19 protein-coding genes are annotated in these 17,260 nt (G+C 64.7%); 12 read left to right on the forward strand and 7 right to left on the reverse strand.

What is annotated here, in order from left to right:
- Positions 1–94: 94 nt before the first annotated feature.
- Positions 95–850 carry a hypothetical protein gene (locus V3G39_03875; GenBank protein ID XAS77192.1) on the reverse strand — a complete coding sequence of 252 codons (756 nt, stop codon included), beginning with the start codon at positions 848–850 and terminating at the stop codon, positions 95–97.
- Positions 851–1,225: 375 nt separating this feature from the next.
- Between V3G39_03875 and V3G39_03880 the strand changes: the two genes are divergently transcribed.
- Positions 1,226–2,068: a GNAT family protein gene (locus tag V3G39_03880; protein XAS77193.1), complete on the forward strand. Its 843-nt coding sequence runs from the start codon at positions 1,226–1,228 to the stop codon at positions 2,066–2,068.
- 181 nt (positions 2,069–2,249) lie between these two features.
- Positions 2,250–2,918, forward strand: a complete 669-nt coding sequence (locus tag V3G39_03885) for an SDR family oxidoreductase (protein ID XAS77194.1) — start codon at positions 2,250–2,252, stop codon at positions 2,916–2,918.
- A 23-nt stretch (positions 2,919–2,941) separates the two neighbouring features.
- Here V3G39_03885 and soxR read toward each other — a convergent pair whose 3' ends face one another.
- Positions 2,942–3,493: a redox-sensitive transcriptional activator SoxR gene (gene soxR, locus V3G39_03890; GenBank protein ID XAS77195.1), complete on the reverse strand. Its 552-nt coding sequence runs from the start codon at positions 3,491–3,493 to the stop codon at positions 2,942–2,944.
- 6 nt (positions 3,494–3,499) lie between these two features.
- Between soxR and V3G39_03895 the strand changes: the two genes are divergently transcribed.
- Together V3G39_03895 and V3G39_03900 are read left to right on the forward strand one after the other, a co-directional pair.
- Positions 3,500–4,084, forward strand: a complete 585-nt coding sequence (locus tag V3G39_03895) for a questin oxidase family protein (protein XAS77196.1) — start codon at positions 3,500–3,502, stop codon at positions 4,082–4,084.
- 35 nt (positions 4,085–4,119) lie between these two features.
- Positions 4,120–4,446 (forward strand): hypothetical protein, encoded by a 327-nt coding sequence (locus tag V3G39_03900; protein XAS77197.1) that lies wholly within the window; start codon positions 4,120–4,122, stop codon positions 4,444–4,446.
- A gap of 40 nt (positions 4,447–4,486) precedes the next feature.
- On the opposite strand, the gene V3G39_03905 is transcribed toward V3G39_03900, so the two are convergent.
- Positions 4,487–4,777, reverse strand: a complete 291-nt coding sequence (locus V3G39_03905) for a hypothetical protein (protein ID XAS77198.1) — start codon at positions 4,775–4,777, stop codon at positions 4,487–4,489.
- A 545-nt stretch (positions 4,778–5,322) separates the two neighbouring features.
- On the opposite strand from V3G39_03905, the gene V3G39_03910 reads away from it, so the two are divergent.
- Positions 5,323–5,625: a hypothetical protein gene (locus V3G39_03910; GenBank protein ID XAS77199.1), complete on the forward strand. Its 303-nt coding sequence runs from the start codon at positions 5,323–5,325 to the stop codon at positions 5,623–5,625.
- A 32-nt stretch (positions 5,626–5,657) separates the two neighbouring features.
- A complete protein-coding gene (locus tag V3G39_03915; protein ID XAS77200.1) occupies positions 5,658–6,110 on the forward strand; it encodes a universal stress protein in 453 nt (150 codons plus the stop codon).
- Between the two features lie 27 nt (positions 6,111–6,137).
- Here V3G39_03915 and V3G39_03920 read toward each other — a convergent pair whose 3' ends face one another.
- The 4 genes from V3G39_03920 to V3G39_03935 form a co-directional block, all read right to left on the reverse strand.
- Positions 6,138–6,500, reverse strand: a complete 363-nt coding sequence (locus V3G39_03920) for a DUF488 family protein (GenBank protein XAS77201.1) — start codon at positions 6,498–6,500, stop codon at positions 6,138–6,140.
- 42 nt (positions 6,501–6,542) lie between these two features.
- Complete coding sequence (locus V3G39_03925) at positions 6,543–6,971, reverse strand: PRC-barrel domain-containing protein (GenBank protein XAS77202.1); 429 nt, start codon at positions 6,969–6,971, stop codon at positions 6,543–6,545.
- 238 nt (positions 6,972–7,209) lie between these two features.
- The gene (locus V3G39_03930) at positions 7,210–7,809 is read right to left on the reverse strand and encodes a TMEM165/GDT1 family protein (protein ID XAS77203.1); all 600 of its coding nucleotides are present in this window, start codon (positions 7,807–7,809) and stop codon (positions 7,210–7,212) included.
- Between the two features lie 300 nt (positions 7,810–8,109).
- Positions 8,110–8,466 (reverse strand): metalloregulator ArsR/SmtB family transcription factor, encoded by a 357-nt coding sequence (locus V3G39_03935; protein ID XAS77204.1) that lies wholly within the window; start codon positions 8,464–8,466, stop codon positions 8,110–8,112.
- Between the two features lie 60 nt (positions 8,467–8,526).
- Between V3G39_03935 and V3G39_03940 the strand changes: the two genes are divergently transcribed.
- The 6 genes from V3G39_03940 to V3G39_03965 all read left to right on the forward strand — a co-directional run bounded on the left by V3G39_03940 (position 8,527) and on the right by V3G39_03965 (position 16,742).
- Complete coding sequence (locus V3G39_03940) at positions 8,527–10,494, forward strand: heavy metal translocating P-type ATPase (GenBank protein ID XAS77205.1); 1,968 nt, start codon at positions 8,527–8,529, stop codon at positions 10,492–10,494.
- A 129-nt stretch (positions 10,495–10,623) separates the two neighbouring features.
- On the forward strand, positions 10,624–11,847 hold the full coding sequence (locus V3G39_03945; GenBank protein ID XAS77206.1) for an arginine deiminase: 1,224 nt from the start codon (positions 10,624–10,626) through the stop codon (positions 11,845–11,847).
- 140 nt (positions 11,848–11,987) lie between these two features.
- Positions 11,988–13,751 carry a molybdopterin-dependent oxidoreductase gene (locus tag V3G39_03950; protein ID XAS77207.1) on the forward strand — a complete coding sequence of 588 codons (1,764 nt, stop codon included), beginning with the start codon at positions 11,988–11,990 and terminating at the stop codon, positions 13,749–13,751.
- Positions 13,752–13,768: 17 nt separating this feature from the next.
- Positions 13,769–14,287 (forward strand): universal stress protein, encoded by a 519-nt coding sequence (locus tag V3G39_03955; GenBank protein ID XAS77208.1) that lies wholly within the window; start codon positions 13,769–13,771, stop codon positions 14,285–14,287.
- 222 nt (positions 14,288–14,509) lie between these two features.
- Positions 14,510–15,196, forward strand: coding sequence for a DUF6629 family protein (locus V3G39_03960; protein ID XAS77209.1), 687 nt, complete (start codon positions 14,510–14,512; stop codon positions 15,194–15,196).
- Positions 15,197–15,236: 40 nt separating this feature from the next.
- Complete coding sequence (locus tag V3G39_03965; protein ID XAS77210.1) at positions 15,237–16,742, forward strand: NAD(P)/FAD-dependent oxidoreductase; 1,506 nt, start codon at positions 15,237–15,239, stop codon at positions 16,740–16,742.
- The last annotated feature ends 518 nt before the right edge of the window (positions 16,743–17,260 follow it).

The following is a 17,260-nucleotide window of genomic DNA, read 5'->3' on the forward strand; positions in this document are numbered from 1 at the left end:
CCGAGAGTGGAGTAGTGGGTGATAGCTCGGGCTGACCGAGCTATCACCCACCGCAGTTTATTCAGTTATTCAATGCCTAACGAGTGCTGATGATTCAGCGGCCGTTCGTGGTGTTCGCGTCGTACGGGCTCACGCCGGCCTGCTCCGCGACGATCCGGAATGGGATCTGGGCGGTGGTGCTGCCCTGCGAGGCCTGGCTGTCCAGGATCTTCGTGTAGCCGAAGGTGACGGCAGCGCTCTGGGCCGGATCAGAGGCGTTCAGACCCTTGCTCAGCAGGATGTACTGCGGGGCCGGGCACGAGTTCACGTAGCTGGGTGCGCCGGTTCCGGGCCCAGCTGCTCGGGTGGACTGATCGGTGCTTCCTCCGAGACCGGTGGTCGGGTCGATGTTGCAGTCCGCCGTCCGGTCGCCCGAGACGGTCCCGCGCCCGCCGCCGTTGGTCTTCTGCGAAGCGTCGGTCGAGAGGTTGTACGACTGGAACGTACCTACCGGGCCGGTGACCTGGAGGTGACCGTAGCGGCCGAGGGTGGCTGGATCCGAGGAGTAGCCGTTGAGGGCGTAGTCGCCACCGTTCGGGTCGTCGAACGCGATGTAGACGTCTTCGGGGCCATCGCCGTTGACCTTGTAGGTCACCTGCTGGGTCTTGAAGTCACCGGGTAGCGAGTTGGTGAAATCGAGAGTACTCGGGCTTGAGGTGACCGTGACGTGACCGGTGCTGGCAGCCATGTTCCCACTGGTCGCGGCGCTGAAGTAGGCGCCGGTGCCATGGGCGGTGAAGCCGACGAGCGATGCAGTAGCTGCGACGGCGACGGTGAAGCCCCCGACGCGAAGGGCCTTGCTCTTGTTCATGGTTCTCCTTGAGATAACTTTCCAAGAGCGCGCCAGTTATCCCCATCTGGCCCCCGGGAGCGACCAACACAGCAGAGGATCTGTGCCTCGCTCAAACCGGGCTTTGCCCGGCCACGGGACGAAAAATAGTGGAGCGATGAAGCTCGTGTCAAGAGCCCGCTGTAATCGCCTCAGGTGCGGGACTTTCATTGCGCATTTGAATGGCGAATTGGGCTTTTGATGAGTCTGCTGGCATGCGCTGCAGACTGCCGAAGAGAACCGAGGGGTTGCCTATATGCTCTTTGATCTACGCCTCAAACAGCAGGACCTCCCCGTCGCGTCCGCTGTGACGCGAAACGTCCGAGATTTGCACCACCTCGTCGTCGAATGGTCGTGGTGGCGACGCGATTCAACGGGGTGAGCGCCGATGTCCATGTCGGCGTGAGGCGCCCGGTGGTCCCGAAATTGGGTCGAATTTTTGAGGTGGCCGGATCGAGCGAGCGGGCCCGGCATACTGCGCGGGTGGAGATCAACGAGTTGGGCCAGCCGGTCGGGGATGTCGTGCAGGGGTGGGACGTGCCGGGTATGCCGTCAGTCCCCACGTTCACGGGACAGTACTGCCGGTTGGAGCGACTGGATACCGATCGCCACGCCGATCAGTTGTTCGCGGCAGACGCCCTTGATGTCGAAGGTGCGAGCTGGACCTATCTGCCCTACGGACCGTTCGCAGACCGGTCCGGTTACCGGGAATGGATCACGGGGGTTGCCCCCTGCCTCGACCCGTTTTTCTATGCAGTCGTCGCGACCGACCCGTCGGGGCAGTCCGCGCCAGGCACAGCAGTCGGGGTGTTGAGCTACCTGAGGATCGCTCCCACGGCCGGTTCGATCGAGGTCGGGCATGTCCATTTCTCACCACTGTTACAGCAGCACCGCGCGGCGACAGAGGCTCAGTTTCTACTGATGCACCACGTATTCGACGACCTGGGATACCGGCGGTATGAGTGGAAATGCGATTCGCTGAACGCTCCTTCGTGCGCTGCGGCGACGCGGTTGGGCTTCCATTATGAAGGCACATTCCGCCAGGACCGGGTGGTCAAGGGCCGCAATCGTGACACCGCGTGGTATTCCATCACCGACGCCGAATGGCCCCGGGTGCGCAGCGCATTCACGGCATGGCTGAGTGCTGAAAATTTCGACGATGACGGCCGCCAGAAGGCGCCGCTGCAGGCGCGCATCTGAGCCTCGGCTGGGCCGGTACGCGCTCGCTCACTTCGCCCACTGTGCAGCCCAGGTCCGGCGGGTGGCACTCAGCGTCGGATTCTCGGGGCGGCCAGGTCTCGCGGGTCGGACTAGGGCCCGTGCGTTGGGGTGAACAGGGCCACCTCATGCACGTGCTGGTACCGACCTGCACACTGTCTGCATGGCTGATCTCCCCGACAAGGTCTTCGTCGTCATCGGCGCCTCTGGCGCGCTCGGCTCCCGTATCGCTCAGCGGCTGGCCGATGCCGGAGCTTCCCTTACCGTCAGCGTTCATTCGGGCAGCTGCCCGGTCGAGGGCGCACACACCGTGACCGCGGACCTACGTGAACCTGCCGCGCCGCAGCAGATCATCGACGCCGCGATCCAGCAGCACGGTCATCTCGACGGTGTGGTCATCGCAGCCGGTATCGCCGCGTTCGGTCCGCTGACCGAGATCGGGGACGACACTGTGGACGACCTGGTGCTGGTGGACTTCCTCGGGCCTTTGCGCGTGCTGCGCGCCGCGTTACCCGTGCTGGAGCCCGGTGGGGTTGTCGCCGGGATCAGCGCCGTTCTCGCCGAGCAACCGGTTGCCGGGATGGCCACCTACTCAGCGGTCAAGGCTGCCGCGTCGGCGCTCTTCCTTGCGGCGGCGAAAGAAGCACGCAGGAGCAAGATCCGCGTACTCGACATCCGTCCCCCGCACACCGAAACGGGCCTGGCCGACCGTGCGATCGCAGGAGAGGCTCCGAAGATGCCGCAGGGCGCCGACCCGGACGCAGTTGCCCAGCGAATCGTGGAGGCCATCCTCGGCAACGAGCGCGAGCTACCCAGCTCGGCATTCGCCTGAGGAACTGCGACAGCGGGTCCGCCTCAACTGTCCGGCCGGTACGGGGATGTCCCAGGCGGCGGTAGAAACTTTTTCGGGTGACGTTCGTCGGTGGCAGTTCGTAACCACCGTGAACCGGCGCCCTCAGCGGCGGCAGCATCGTCGGGGTTGAACAATGCGCACCTGGTCAGCGACAGGCAACCGCAACCGATGCAACCGTCGAGGGTGTCCTGAAGGGCGCGCAACTCGCGAATACGGGCGTCAATCCGCGCTCGCCAGGGCCCGGACAAGCGAGTCCAGTCTTCTCGTGAGGGTGCGCGGTCCTTCGGGAGCTGGGTGAGCAGGTCGTGGATCTGCGCAAGCGTCAACCCCACGCGTTGCCCGGCGGCGACGAATGCCAACCGGCGCAAGACCTGACGGGGATAACGTCGCTGGTTGCCTGCGGTGCGTGTCGCGCTGAGCAGACCCAACCGTTCGTAGTAGCGCAGGGTCGCCGGGCTCAGTCCCGCTCCACCTGCGACACCGAACTGCTGGACCAGACGTACACACGGCTGCGAGCCACCGGTCCGGAGTTTCAGGGGTGGCTGTCCAACCATGGCCCAATGGCAGCCGATGCGATGATCCGCCTCGGTCGCGGTGCCGAGGTCGAGCGATGGGTGGATGGCTACGTGCGCCGCTTGGAGGACCCGCCGGCATCGCGGTGGTGGATCACGCAGGACGAATGGCCGCAGGCGCTCGGTGATCCTTCTCGACTCGGCGACTGGATCGCGCTCTTCGACCGGGAGCTGAGCGAGCAGTCGTGGCAGGCGGTTCTGGTGCGGTGGTGGCCCCGGCTGATCGACGGTGCCGTTGCCTCGGCCACCCACGGTTTGATCAGGACCGGGCACGCTGTCCGAGCACTCCTGGAAGCCCCGACCCAGGCTCGCGTAGCCGAACTTGCGCAGTCTCTCGGCTACTGGGCGGCGCGCCACCAGCGTCTGCCTGGGCATCCTCGCCCGAGTGGTGTTGCCAATCCGGACACCGCGCTGGAGGCCGTGCCACCCATGGATACCAGCGGCGGTATCGGTGCCCGGTTGAATGATCTCGCCCGCACGTCGTCCTGGCCGACCACTGTGGCGCGGTTGCACCTGCCTGGTGCGCCGGCGCAGGTTCCCGACGCGCTGGACGCCCTGGTCGACGCTCGGTAACTCACTATCAGCAGTGGGCTCACGCAAACCCGGTCATGCTGGTGCATTCTGCGACCGCACCGCGCGCCGCGAGTCTGGTGTTGCTTGCGCTGCCGCAGAGCCTGTGGATGCCTACCCTCGAGGTTGCCTGGGCGGTCACCGCAGCAGTCGGCTCGATCTACCGCCCCACGAACCCACGCCCGCCCCTGACCCGCAGTGAAGAGCGCAACGCGACGCCCGACCAGGTCACCGATCGCGCGGTCGGCAGCGGCGACGAGCATGCGATCAAGTTCGCCGAAGTGGCGCAGGAATCACATCGTCGCGGCAACCCTCATGCACTCCCAGCGGCGGCTCGCGCATGTCATCTCATCGCCGGCGACTGAGGCGGCCGGTCGCTGGGCGCGCGTCAGTGGTGACGTGCCATTACGTTTGCGCGCGCTGGATCTCGTCGACGGCCAGCTTGGCGGTCATCAGATCGACACCGGTGGCTTCTCGATAAATTTTCACCGCACGGATCGGCTCGCCCTTGTTCAACGCCTCGTGCACGTCGGTGAGATCCACGCTGGGCTGCAGCCCAGCGTGTTCAAGGAGCAGATCTACCTTTGTGTCCAGCCGTCGCAATGCCGCTCGCTGCAGATCTTGCTGCTTCAAACCCCAGGAGAACGACAATGCTGCACAGATGACAATTGCGCCGACAAATAAAAACGTCTCCATCTACGGACGATAGCCGCCAGCGCGGTGCGGCGCCTTTTACGGTGCGCAGATGGCGACAGCGCGAAAGGGACGGCACCGGGCGAATACGGACACGGGCGCCGATGGTCCGTCGCTGTGCCGCCCGGTATCGGGCGGTCCCGGAGCGAGTTTCGGCGGTACGCTTATTGATGCTGAGATCTTCAGCCAGTTCGGGAAAGATCCGGCCGTCCGCTGCCGCGTCTCGAAGCAGCAGCTTCTGGCCCGATCGCCAAGGGTCCGTGTCCTCGATGCAGGTTTTCATGGCTCTCCTCAGTACCCCACCGACTCAGACGACTCCCGATCGTGAACTGCACGCCGGACCGCGTCTCTCATCCGATCAGTCCCCTGCCGGCAGTGATCATTCGCAGTTCCGCCCACACGCGATGACACCGATCGAACGTGCGTTGGATCGCTGGGATGACGAGGGTGGACACGCTCCTCCTGGGCCGCACACCCACGCAGCGCCCGAAGTGTCGGAAGCCGAGATGTCCTGCTCCTGTGTGGCACTCGGGTTGCCATGTTCCTGCATGGCAGTAGCGGCTGTCAGGGGCACCAGATCCGTGGCCGATGAGAAGGCGTTTGCCGAAGCCCTCGCTGCGCTCGCCGAACTTGCAGACGACGCGCTGGGGGGCGTGGAGGGGCTGGACCGGGCGTCCTGCTCACCGAACATCACGTACCTCGCCCAGATCGGTATGGGTGCCGCGGCCCGCGGATGTTCGCAAGAGGGGTGGCGCGCAATGGTGGCGATCACTCAGGGGTCGGATGCGACGCGAGAGCTCGATCAGGCCGAAGAATGCATGCGGTACAGCGGTCTGTGGCCATGGGCCTGATCGTGGACGAATCGAAGCGAAAGGTCGAGCCAATGACTAACAGCACGCCAAAACCGCAGACGACGGAACGGATTGTGGTGGGGGTCGACGGATCGGCGGCCTCGATCGACGCTGTGCGGTGGGCGGCCCGCCAGGCCCAGCTCACCGGTGCCGCCCTGGAGGCGGTGATCGCCTGGCAGTACCCGATGTCCTCCAGTGGCTACCTGTTGGGCGTGCAGGACGATTGGCAGGCGAACGCGCAGTCCGTGATCGAGCATGCAATGGAACTGGCGGACCTGCCCGCGGACCTGGTCACGGCCCAACGCGTCATCGAAGGACACCCGGCAGAGATGCTGATCCAGACGGCGATGGGCGCTGATCTGCTCGTCGTCGGTAGCCGAGGGCACGGCGGATTTGCCGGCATGCTGATCGGCTCGGTCAGCGAACACGTCTGCTCGCATGCGCCGTGTCCGGTCCTCGTGGTCCGGCACCTGGAGGCTCAGTAGCGACCCCGCCCGTCGTGGCGAACACGCTCAGGGGCACAGCAACTGCACCAACACGGTGGCATCGCTGATGTCCGACCGCTTGCTGGCGGTCAGCAAAGTGAGCGGTCGGCGCTGCGCCAGTTGGCGTAGATGCTCCAGCACCTCGGCACGCTCAGGTTCCTGCAGCTCGATCCGGTAGCGGCGAGCGAACTCCTCGAATCGATCCGGTTCGTGCCCGTACCACTGACGCAGCTGGGTGGACGGTGCTATTTGCTTGCACCACTCGTCCAGGTCGGCTTTCTCCTTGCTCAGCCCGCGCGGCCAGATACGATCCACCAGCACACGGGCCCCGTCACCGTCGGCACGCGGATCGTACGGGCGTCCGACCCGGACGGTGTGGTTATCCGTCACAAGGTGGCCTCCGCGTCATTCCCGGCAGTATTTCGCTGTGCTTCACGGGTGACCCATGCCGCCACCGCCGATGGGGTATGGGGCGCCACTGCCCCGATAAGGGTTGCTGCCGTAATGCTTGTGGACGCTGACGTGATGTGGGTGGTCATCGACAAGATCCGGGTCATATTCCGGCGCCGATGCGACCTTCTCGCTCGACTGGTCGATGAGCACCTCGTCGGTGGTGATGCTGGTGATGGTTTCGACGGGTAAAAGCGTTCTCGTCTCGCCCATACCCAGGAAGCCAGAATGTTCAACCACCATGAAACGCACCTTGTGTTCCTGATCATCAACGAGTAGATCAGCCACCATGCCGATTTCGGCACCGTCTATATCTCTGACCGTGCGACCACGGACGTCATTGAGCACGCCTTCAATCGTCTGACCTCGGTCGCCCAGCGTGTAAAGGGTCGCAATCTCGTCGTCCGGCATGGCGTCATCTCCTGGAGTGGTCTGTACAGCTGTCGACGACTCGCCACCGCCGAGCAGTGGAGAAGTCCGCAGAGAATGCGACCGGGTGTGTCTGGTGTTGAGCGAGACTCCACGCGGCGGCGGTTGGCAGACTGCGAGATCCAGACCGGCTGCGAGGCAGCCAATTTCACAGTACGCGCGCCGGAGGGGCAAGTCCACAGCGCGCCTGCGGCTACCCATTATGCCCGCCGTCGCCGCGTTATCCGTTGATGGCGGTGGTGAGGCTGTAGATGCCGAGTCCGAGCATGACGACCGCAGCGATTCGGGTGATCCACTGCAACGGCAGGACCGAGAGCAGGGTTTTGCCGCCGAGGATTGCCAGCAGGCCCACGGCCCACAGTCCCAGCGTGGCTCCGACTGCCACCGAGACCGGATCGTCGTATTTCGCGGCGAGGTTGGCCGTCAGGATCTGGGTCAGGTCACCCCACTCGGCCACGAAAATGACGCCGTATCCCAGCGAAGCGACCCGCCAGAACCCGGCTGTTTCGGTAACACCGGAGATTTCTTCCTCGTCCTCTTCTTCCTTGGTGTCGTGGCCCTCGCGCCAGACGAGGAAGGCGCCGAGCAGGAAGAGTGCGGCTACGACGAGTTCGACGGGACGGCGGGGTAGCAGAGTCAGTAGCGATCCTGCGGCAACAGCGATCAGCACGTGGGTCAGAAAGGCCGCGGCCATCCCGGCGTAGACCCACCAGATGGGAAAACGGGTACCCAGGACGAGACCGGCGACGGCGGTCTTGTCGGGTAGTTCGGCGATGAAGATCAGTCCGAACACGATCGCGATGATCGAGATACTGAACATGGGTCCCTCCGGCGTTGCGGCCGGGGCCCAACGCTTCGAGAGAGATTCGTGAGGCGTCGGACCGCCAACCAATGGTTGATGATCCGAACGTCTCGTCCAGCCGGTCAACGCCGGCCCTGGACACCGGGCCGCGCGAGCGGCCGGTATGTCGACATCCAGTCTGGGGACTACTCCCGTTCGGCGACGAAGGTAGCCGATCGGACCGGCCGCTTCCAATTCGTGCACGGCGACGTGGAGGATTCCCGCACTGGTAGTTCAGTAAAAGACCGTCGGGGAAAACAGCGTGCTGGGGTGCTGCGGTCAGATTGGTTCGGTGTCCGAGGCGCCGAGGCGTAGGTGCTCGACGTGGTAGACCGCTTCGTCGAGCAGTGCCGCGACGTGCTGGTCGAAGAGGGTGTAGGTGATGTTGCGGCCGTTACGGGTGGCGGTCACCAACCCCATGATGCGCAGCAGCCGCAGCTGATGAGAGATGGCCGACTGCTCCAGGTGCAATGCAGTGGTCAACTCGCCCACCGTCGCCGGGCCCTGTCGAAGCTGGGACAGAATCAGCAACCGGCTCGGTGCGACCAGCGCCTGCAGGGTCTCAGCAACCGCAGCGGCACTGTCGCTGTCCAGGCGCGCCGGTGGCGTGTCCCCGTCGCGCGCTCCGTGACTCACCTGCTGATCGTACCGACTGACATACATGAACATCTATTCATGTATGTCTAGGATGATCTGGTGGCAACTTCGACCCTGACCTCTCCCGACTCCCTCCTGAATTCCCGCGTGCCCGCGCCGTGGTGGGCCCGACTCATCCCCGAAGTGCGCTGGGCGGCGCTCGCGGTGGTCTTGTTTGCTGTCGGTGGGGTGCTGCAACTGGCGGGGGCGCCGGCGGCGACGTGGTGGACGGCGTACCTGTTGTGTTACGCGGCCGGCGGGTGGGAACCGGGGTTGGCCGGGCTTCAGGCGTTGCGGGAGAAGACGCTGGATGTGGACCTGCTGATGATTGTGGCCGCTATCGTCGCGGCGGGTATCGGACAGATCCTGGACGGCGCGCTGTTGATCATCATCTTCGCTACCTCCGGGGCGTTGGAAGCAGTCGCCACCAAACGCACCCGCGATTCCGTGGGCGCCCTACTTGACCTGGCACCGGAACAAGCAACCCGCCTGGAGTCCACCGGGTTAGAGGTGGTCGTCCCCGCAGCCTCATTGATCGTCGGCGATGTGATCCGGGTCCGCCCTGGTGAGCGCATCGGTGCCGACGGCAGCGTGGCCGATGGAAGTTCCGACGTCGATCAGGCACCGATCACCGGAGAGTCGATGCCGGTGGTGAAACATGCGGGGTCCCCGGTGTACGCCGGGACGATGAACGGCACCGGTTCCCTGCTGGTCACGGTGACCAGCACAGCTGGTGAATCGGTCGTCGCGCGGATCGTGGCAATGGTCGATGAGGCATCACAGACCAAGGCCGCGACCCAGCTGTTCATCGAGAAAATCGAACAGCGGTACTCCGTGGGAATGGTCACCGCCACGTTGGCGCTATTTTTCATCCCATTGGCATTCGGTGCCGAGCTGGACGCCACCCTGCTGCGGGCGATCACCTTCATGATCGTCGCGTCACCCTGCGCGGTCGTACTGGCCACGATGCCACCGCTGCTGTCGTCCATCGCCAACGCCGGACGACACGGGGTGCTGGTCAAGTCCGCAGTCGTGATGGAACAACTGGGCCACACCGACACGGTCGCGTTCGACAAGACCGGCACCCTGACCCTGGGAACCCCACGAGTCACCACAATCGACCACGCCAGTACCAGCACCCTGACAGAGCGCGAGGTGTTGCGGATAGCGGCCGCAGCAGAACGACCCAGCCAGCACCCCCTCGCCGCGGCCATCGTCGAGGCTGCGAGCCGCATCGGGATCGACTCCATTCCAGGCGCGAGCAACTTCACCTCGACACCAGGTCGCGGTGTCAGCGCCATCGTCGAAGGCCACACCATCGAAGTCAGCACACCCGGCAGTTTCACCCCGACCGATTTCCACCCCGACCTGGGCGAGAAGGTACGTCAGCGGGAAGAGGAGGGACACACTGCGGTCATCTTCAGCATCGACGGGGTGGCGCATGCGGTGATCAGCCTGTCCGACGAATTACGCCCCGAAGCACCCGAAGCCGTCCGCGCCCTGGGCCGCCTGCTGACCCACCCGCCGGTCCTACTCACCGGTGACAACGCGTCCACCGCCGCGCAACTCGCGTCGCAAGTCGGCATCCACGACGTGCGCGCGGGGCTGCTACCGCAGGACAAAGTCACCGCTGTCGCGGACCTGCAGGCGACCGGACGAAAGGTGCTCCTTATCGGAGACGGCATCAACGATGCCCCCGCGATGGCTACCGCCCACCTCGGTATCGCGATGGGAGCCCACGGCTCAGACCTGGCCCTACAAACCGCTGATGCGGTCATTGTGCGCGATGACCTGAACACCATCGCCAACGTCATCGCACTGGCCCGCCGGGCCCGCCGCGTCGTGATCGCCAACCTCATCATCGCGGCCACCGTCATCACCGCACTCGTGGCCTGGGACCTGATCGGCACCCTGCCACTACCACTGGGGGTCGCTGGCCACGAAGGATCCACCGTCATCGTCGGACTTAATGGCCTGCGCCTGCTACGCCGAGGCGCCTGGAAGGGAGCACCGCGACAGCTGGGATGAATGAGTCGCCGCTGCTTTTGCGACAACCGGGCCATACTCGTCCAATAATTGCCACGGAGCCTGGTGCGCCTTCGCCTCGGCCGCGCCACGACTGTTCCATCACCAGCTCACCACCTGGAAGGGCCACTGATGAACTTCTCCGTCAACTCCGAGGTGGGGACCTTGCGCCAGGCGATCGTGCATCGTCCCGGCATCGAGCTGGACCGGCTGACTCCCCACACCGTCGACGACCTGCTTTTCGACGACGTGATGTGGGCCGCGCGCGCACGTGAGGAGCACGACCTGTTCCGCGGGCAGCTGCAGGCGCATGGTGTGGTGGTCCACGAGTTCGCCCAGTTGCTGAGCGAGGCCCTTGACGTGCCGGGCGCGCGGGCGTTCCTATTGGAGCGGCTGACCACAGTGATCCGCTTCGGTCCGGCCCTGGACCAGGCACTGGATCTGCTGATCAGCGCTACCCCGGCTGTCGAGCTAGCCCAGAATCTGATCGGCGGGCTGCTCAAGCGCGAGATCCAGTCGCTGGTGCACACCCCGAGTCTGCTCATGGATCATCTCGGTGCCAACGACTTCGTCCTCGCGCCCCTGCCCAATCATCTTTTTCAGCGCGACAACTCGGCCTGGGTCTACGACGGGCTGTCGATCAACCCGATGATGAAGCAGGCTCGCAAGCGAGAGACGGTCAACTCCCAGGTCATCTACAACTTCCACCCGATGTTCACCGGCTCGGTCGCGACATTTCTGTACGGGAACGAGTGCGTCAACTACGAACCGGCCACCATCGAGGGCGGCGACGTGACCGTCATCGGTAATGGGGCGGTGATGATCGGTATGGGGGAGCGCACCACAGCGGAGGGTGTCGAGTTCCTCACGCGACGACTTTTTCAGACCGGCACCGCATCCAGGGTCATCGTCGTGGAACTACCGAAGACCCGCTCGTGCATGCACCTGGACACGGTCATGACGATGCTGGACCAGGAGTCCTTCAGCGTCTACCCGCTGCTTCCCGATGAGATGCGTTCGTTCCTCCTTCGCCCCCTCGGAGACGGGGGTGACTACACCGTGCAGGAGAACGCGACACTCTTTCCTGTCGTCGCCGACGCGCTCGGAGTGGACAAGGTTCGGGTGTTGCGGACGCCGATCGACGAGATGGGCGCGCAGCGCGAGCAATGGGATGACGGCAACAATTTTCTTGCCATCTCCCCCGGTGTGGTCATGGGCTACGAACGCAACACCACCACCAACGAGTACCTCACCGATCAGGGCATCACCGTGATCCCGGTCGTCGGATCTGAGCTGGGCCGCGGCCGTGGTGGACCGCGGTGCATGACATGTCCGATCGACCGCGACGCGTCCTGACGGCACCGTCTGAACAGCTCGCCGTCTGCAACGTTGGCGGAACTGTCGGGGTGTACCTTGAGTCCGCTGAGTAGATCAGCCAGTTCGAGAATGGCCCACCCACAGCGCCTCCTCCGACACCATGCTGGAAGATCGCGGGTATGACCGATATCAAGCCTGATCCCACCGCAGCCGGGGAGCGTTTTCCCAGCTTCCGGACCGAGCTCGACGCGCGCCACCACCATGCTGTCGGGCCCGACTGGGCCGGTGGTGTGCCGCCGCAGTACGGGGTGGCACCCCGCATCCGAATCGGCCGGTCCAAGTGGTTCAACCTGCTCTGGCTGGTACCGATCGGACTGCTGTTCTTGGTGATCGGTATCGCCGTCGCGAAGGGTTTGCGGCAGAACTCCGGGGTGGCCAGCTTTATCCGGCGATACCCCGGGTTGTCCGAGCAGCCCGCGGACACCCCGGTGGGTTTCCCAGCGTGGTTGGCGTGGCAGCACTTCCTGAACCTGTTCTTCATGCTGTTCATCATCCGAGCCGGTGTCACGATCCTGTGTGACCACCCGCGGCTGTACTGGACCCGCAACTCCACCCCCGGCAAAGAGTGGTTCCGCATCCAGAAACCGGTGCCGACCGATCCGCTCTACACCGCGAAGCAGGACTCGATCACGCTTCCCGACGGTGTCGGCCTGCCCGGCCAGCGGCACTCCATCGGGCTCGCGCGATGGTGGCACCTCGGCACCGACGTCCTGTGGCTGATCAACGGGATCGTCTTCTACGTCCTGCTGTTCGTGACGGGGCAATGGCTGCGCGTCGTTCCTCTGCACTGGGACGTCTTCCCCAATGCCATCTCGGTCGCGATCCAGTACCTCTCACTCGACTGGCCCACCGAGTCAGGGTGGACGCAGTACAACGGGCTGCAGCTGCTCGCGTACTTCACCACCGTCTTCATTGCCGCCCCGCTGGCGCTGATTGCCGGGCTCGGCATGTCGCCGGCGTTGTCGACGCGGTTCCGACGAGTCAGCTCGCTGCTCAGTATCCAGTTCGCCCGGTCGGTGCACTTCCTGGTCTTCTGCTGGTTCATCTTTTTCATCGTCGTCCACGTCACCCTTGTCATCACAACCGGCGCGCAACAGAACCTGAACCACATGTTCGCTACGCGTAACGACGGTTCGTGGTGGGGCGTGGGAATCTTCTCGCTGGCCCTCGTCGTCCTGATCGTCGCCTGGGTGGCGGCGACCCCGTTCACCTACCGGCACCCGCGCATCGTGCAACGCATCGGCTTTGCGTTGGTCGGCCCGGCTCAGCGGCTCTTCGAACACGTCGATGCCAAACCGGGTCAGTACACAGAGAAGGACATCTCGCCCTACTTCTGGCACAACGGTGCGTATCCGGAAGGTGCGGCCTACCTGGCGCTGCAGGAGGATGACTTCCGCGACTACACCTTGCGCGTCAACGGTCTGGTCGCCAACCCGGTCGAGCTGGACCTGGCCGAGCTACGCGCTCTGGAGCATCATGAACAGATCACCCAGCATTTCTGTATTCAAGGTTGGTCAGGAGTCGCGAAATGGGGCGGGGTGTCGATGCAGACCCTGATCGACCTGGTACAGCCCGCGCCGGAGGCCAAGTGGGTGATCTTCTATTCGCACGCGCTCGGCCCGGACGGTGGTCTGTACTACGACGCGCAGCCGATCGAACAGATGAGCCATCACCTGACGATGCTGGCCTACGACATGAATGATGCGCCGCTCGACTTCGGTCATGGAGCACCGTTGCGGTTGCGCAACGAGATCCAGCTCGGCTTCAAGATGGTCAAATGGCTCAAAGGAGTCGAATTCGTCGAGCACTTCTCCGACGTCGGCGCCGGCCTGGGCGGATACAACAACGACCACGAGTTCTTCGGCTATCGGCAATCGATCTAATTTGCGACGGGATCATCATGACCACACTTCAACCCGCTGACCCTGCACCAGAAAACCCCGATGGCCGGCGCGTCGTCGTCGGTGTCGACGGCTCCGAATCGAGCAGGCATGCGCTTCGATGGGCTGCATACCTGGCGGATGCCACCGCTGGCACCGTCGAAGCCGTCATCGCCTGGGCGCCACACACCCGATTTGGCGTAATGAGCACGGGGCCAGGCGGTGCACCACCGACCGGGAACCCTGCCGCAGACGCTCAGCAGGTACTGGCCGCGACCATCGAAGAGGTCTTCGGTACGCACCGACCAGCCGGGCTGCTGCTGTCCGTGCGCCAGGGCAATCCCGCGCAGCTCCTGATCGAGGCCAGCAGAAGTGCCCAACTGCTGGTGGTGGGTAGTCGGGGTCATGGCGGTTTCGCCGGGCTCCTGCTCGGCTCGGTCAGCGCCGCATGCTCCGCGCACGCCAGATGCCCGGTTGTCGTGTTGCACGGTGACACTCCGCCGCCCACCCCGTCAGGGGCGTCCGCACTAGCGCAGTGAATCAGTCGTCCCCAGCGTAGAGATTGCCGCTATGACTCCGGCGGCGTTGTGCTCGAGGGGTTTTCGGTCTCGTCGGGATTGAGGTTCCTGGCCTGTAGTACCCCGATAGGTGCCTCGAGATGGCTAGGATACTGGCGACCTCTCCTGGAATGCCGCTGCCGTGCGGTACTTGATCACCTCAGGGTTCCAGTCCGACCGACGCCGCCTGAGAGAACCAACGACATGTGTTTCTCAATCCAAGCCGACCTCGTCTCCGGTGCCGCACTGCTGCCCGTGGGTGTCCTGACGCTGCGCGAGGTCCGACACAAACGGGAGCTCCCGTTCGCAGCGCTGCCGTTGCTCTTCGCCTTCCATCAGCTCATCGAAGCGCTGGTATGGGCGGGGGAGCAGGGGCATGTCTCGCCGTGCGTCCAGCAGGCGGCCGCGTTCTCCTATGTGCTGTTCGCCTTACCCGTGTTACCTACTCTGGTGCCGATCGCGGTGCTGATGCTGGAGCCTCGAGGTTCGCGATTACGGGTTGCCCCGTTCGCTGCCATCGGGATCGTGGTGTCGGCGGACCTGCTGCACTCCTTGCTACAAGGCCCGCTGACGATCGACGTCCATCGGCACGCGCTGGTCTACAACCTGCCGTTGAGCCACGGCATCATCGTGGCGGTGTTCTACGTGGTGGCTGTGGTGGGGCCCTCGGTGCTGTCGGGCTACCGATCCATCATCGTTTTCGGCGTGGCCAACCTGGTGGGGTTGATCGCGGTCGCGCTCCTGTACACGCGCTCGTTCGCCTCGTTGTGGTGCGTATACGCCGCGCTCACATCAGTCCTGATCTTCATCCACATGAGGCTGCGCCGCCGGTTCACCGACGCTCATCGGCTGCGCGGTGAGCCACTGATCACGGCGCATCCACCTGGTTGATGAGCGCTCACGCTGCCAGGGCGGCACGTAGCCTGAGATCGTGAAGTCGAACCGGAGCGACGCGCAGGCGTCTGAGCAGAACACTCAAGAGATCGATGAGTACGACGTGATCGTCGTCGGGGGTGGAGCTGTCGGTGAGAACGCGGCTCAGTACGCCATCGCCGGCAGCGAGATGTCGGCTGTGATCATTGAGCGCGAACTTGTCGGCGGCGAATGCTCGTACTGGGCATGTATGCCCAGTAAGGCCCTACTGACACCGGGTGACGTGCTGCATCACGCGCAGAACGTGCCCGGCGTGGCGTCGCTGCTGGACGCTAACAGCGTCGATGTCGACGCGACCCTGGCGCGCCGCGAGACATTCACCAATGGGCTGGACGACTCGAGTCAGGTCGACTGGGCGCAGGGCATCGGCATCGACGTCCTGCGGGGCCATGCGCGACTCACCGCAGAGCGGGAGGTCGAGGTCGACGGCCGGATCGTACGCGCGCGCCGGGCCGTGGTGCTCGCGACGGGCTCGCATGCCTCGATCGCACCGATCGAGGGTCTCGACGCCGCTCTGCCGTGGACGTCGCGGGACGCCACGAATGTCCATGAAGTGCCGCAGCGCCTGGCAATCATCGGCGGCGGTGTCGTGGCATGCGAAGCGGCGACGTGGTTCGCCTCCTTCGGTACGCAGGTGACGCTCCTGGTCCGTGACGACCGCCTGCTGCAGAACGTCGCGAAGTTCGCGGCCGAAGCGGTCCTCGACGGTCTGCGCTCGGCCGGGGTCGACGTGCAGCTCGGTACGTCTCCGTCGCGAGTCACCCGAGAGGCTCCGGAAAGCACCGGATACGGCCGGATACATGGTGGACCCGTGACGATCACCAGCACCCGGGGCACAGACGGCGGGTACGTCGTGGAGGTCGACGAAGTCCTTGCCGCGACCGGTCGTGCCGCCTCGACCGACGACCTCGGGCTCGGCGTTGTGGGGCTGACCGATCTGTCCTCATCGCACGGGTTCATCCCCGTCGACGATGCGATGCGCGTCCTCGGCGTGCAGGGTGACTGGCTCTTCGCTGTCGGCGATGTCAACGGCCGGGCACTACTCACCCACCAGGGCAAATACCAGGCACGGGTCTGTGGCGACGTCATCGCGGCAAGCGCTCTCGGAGAGTCCCTGCAAGGCGCGCGATACGTTGCGGCCGCCGATCACGACGCAGTGCCACAGGTCATCTTCACCCGGCCGGAGGTCGCCTCGGTCGGACGCTCCGAGGCCGCGTTGCACGAAGCGGGATACGACGTCCGATGCGTTCGGCTGTCGATGGCGGTGGCGGGCACCGCGGTACAGCGCGACGACGACGCGGGCACCGCTGAGCTGTTGGTGGATGAGCGCACCCGGGTCGTGCTGGCTGCGACTTTTGTGGGACCCGGCGCTGGCAACCAGTTGTATCCGGCGACCATTGCCGTAACGGCCGGCCTGACGGTGGAGCAACTCTGGCAAGCGGTTCCGGCATACCCCACTCCGAGCGAGGTCTGGCTGCGCTTGTGCGAGAAGGCGCGTACCTGACGTGTGGGTGGTAGCCAATCTCACGGGCGCCAAGGCGCCCGTCTCGATCAGGCCGGTCAACTGTGATCGGAGCTGTTCGTAGACCGGAACAGGGGAGGCCAGGTCTAAACGCAGACTGGTCGCCGAGGGCACTTCATTCTGGTCCAGAGCTCGATCATCGCGGCCGGCATGCTAGTTCCACAACGCGCTACCGGGTGTGTGGAGGCACACCGAGGTCGGGGATCCTGCTCCGGTATTCGATCGGTCATTGGCCGGACGTGCAGCAGCTCCTGCGCGCGTGGTCGTCGGCCAGCTGCACAACGTCGACGATCTGCCGCTGTGCCAAGGGCACTCGTCGTATCGCATGATCCGGCACCCATCGTTGTACGGGTGAGAGCGGTGCGGGTCGTTTGGGGGACTCACCCTGCGCGTCGAACTCGACCGCGACGACTGCCTCGACGTGTCCGTTCCGCAGTCGGCGCAGCACGCCCTCGATATCCGCGCCCTCGGTATCGTCGAGGACGGGCTTGATGACCGTT

The sequence above is a fragment of the Dermatophilaceae bacterium Sec6.4 genome (genome assembly GCA_039636865.1).
Classification (GTDB): domain Bacteria; phylum Actinomycetota; class Actinomycetes; order Actinomycetales; family Dermatophilaceae; genus Allobranchiibius.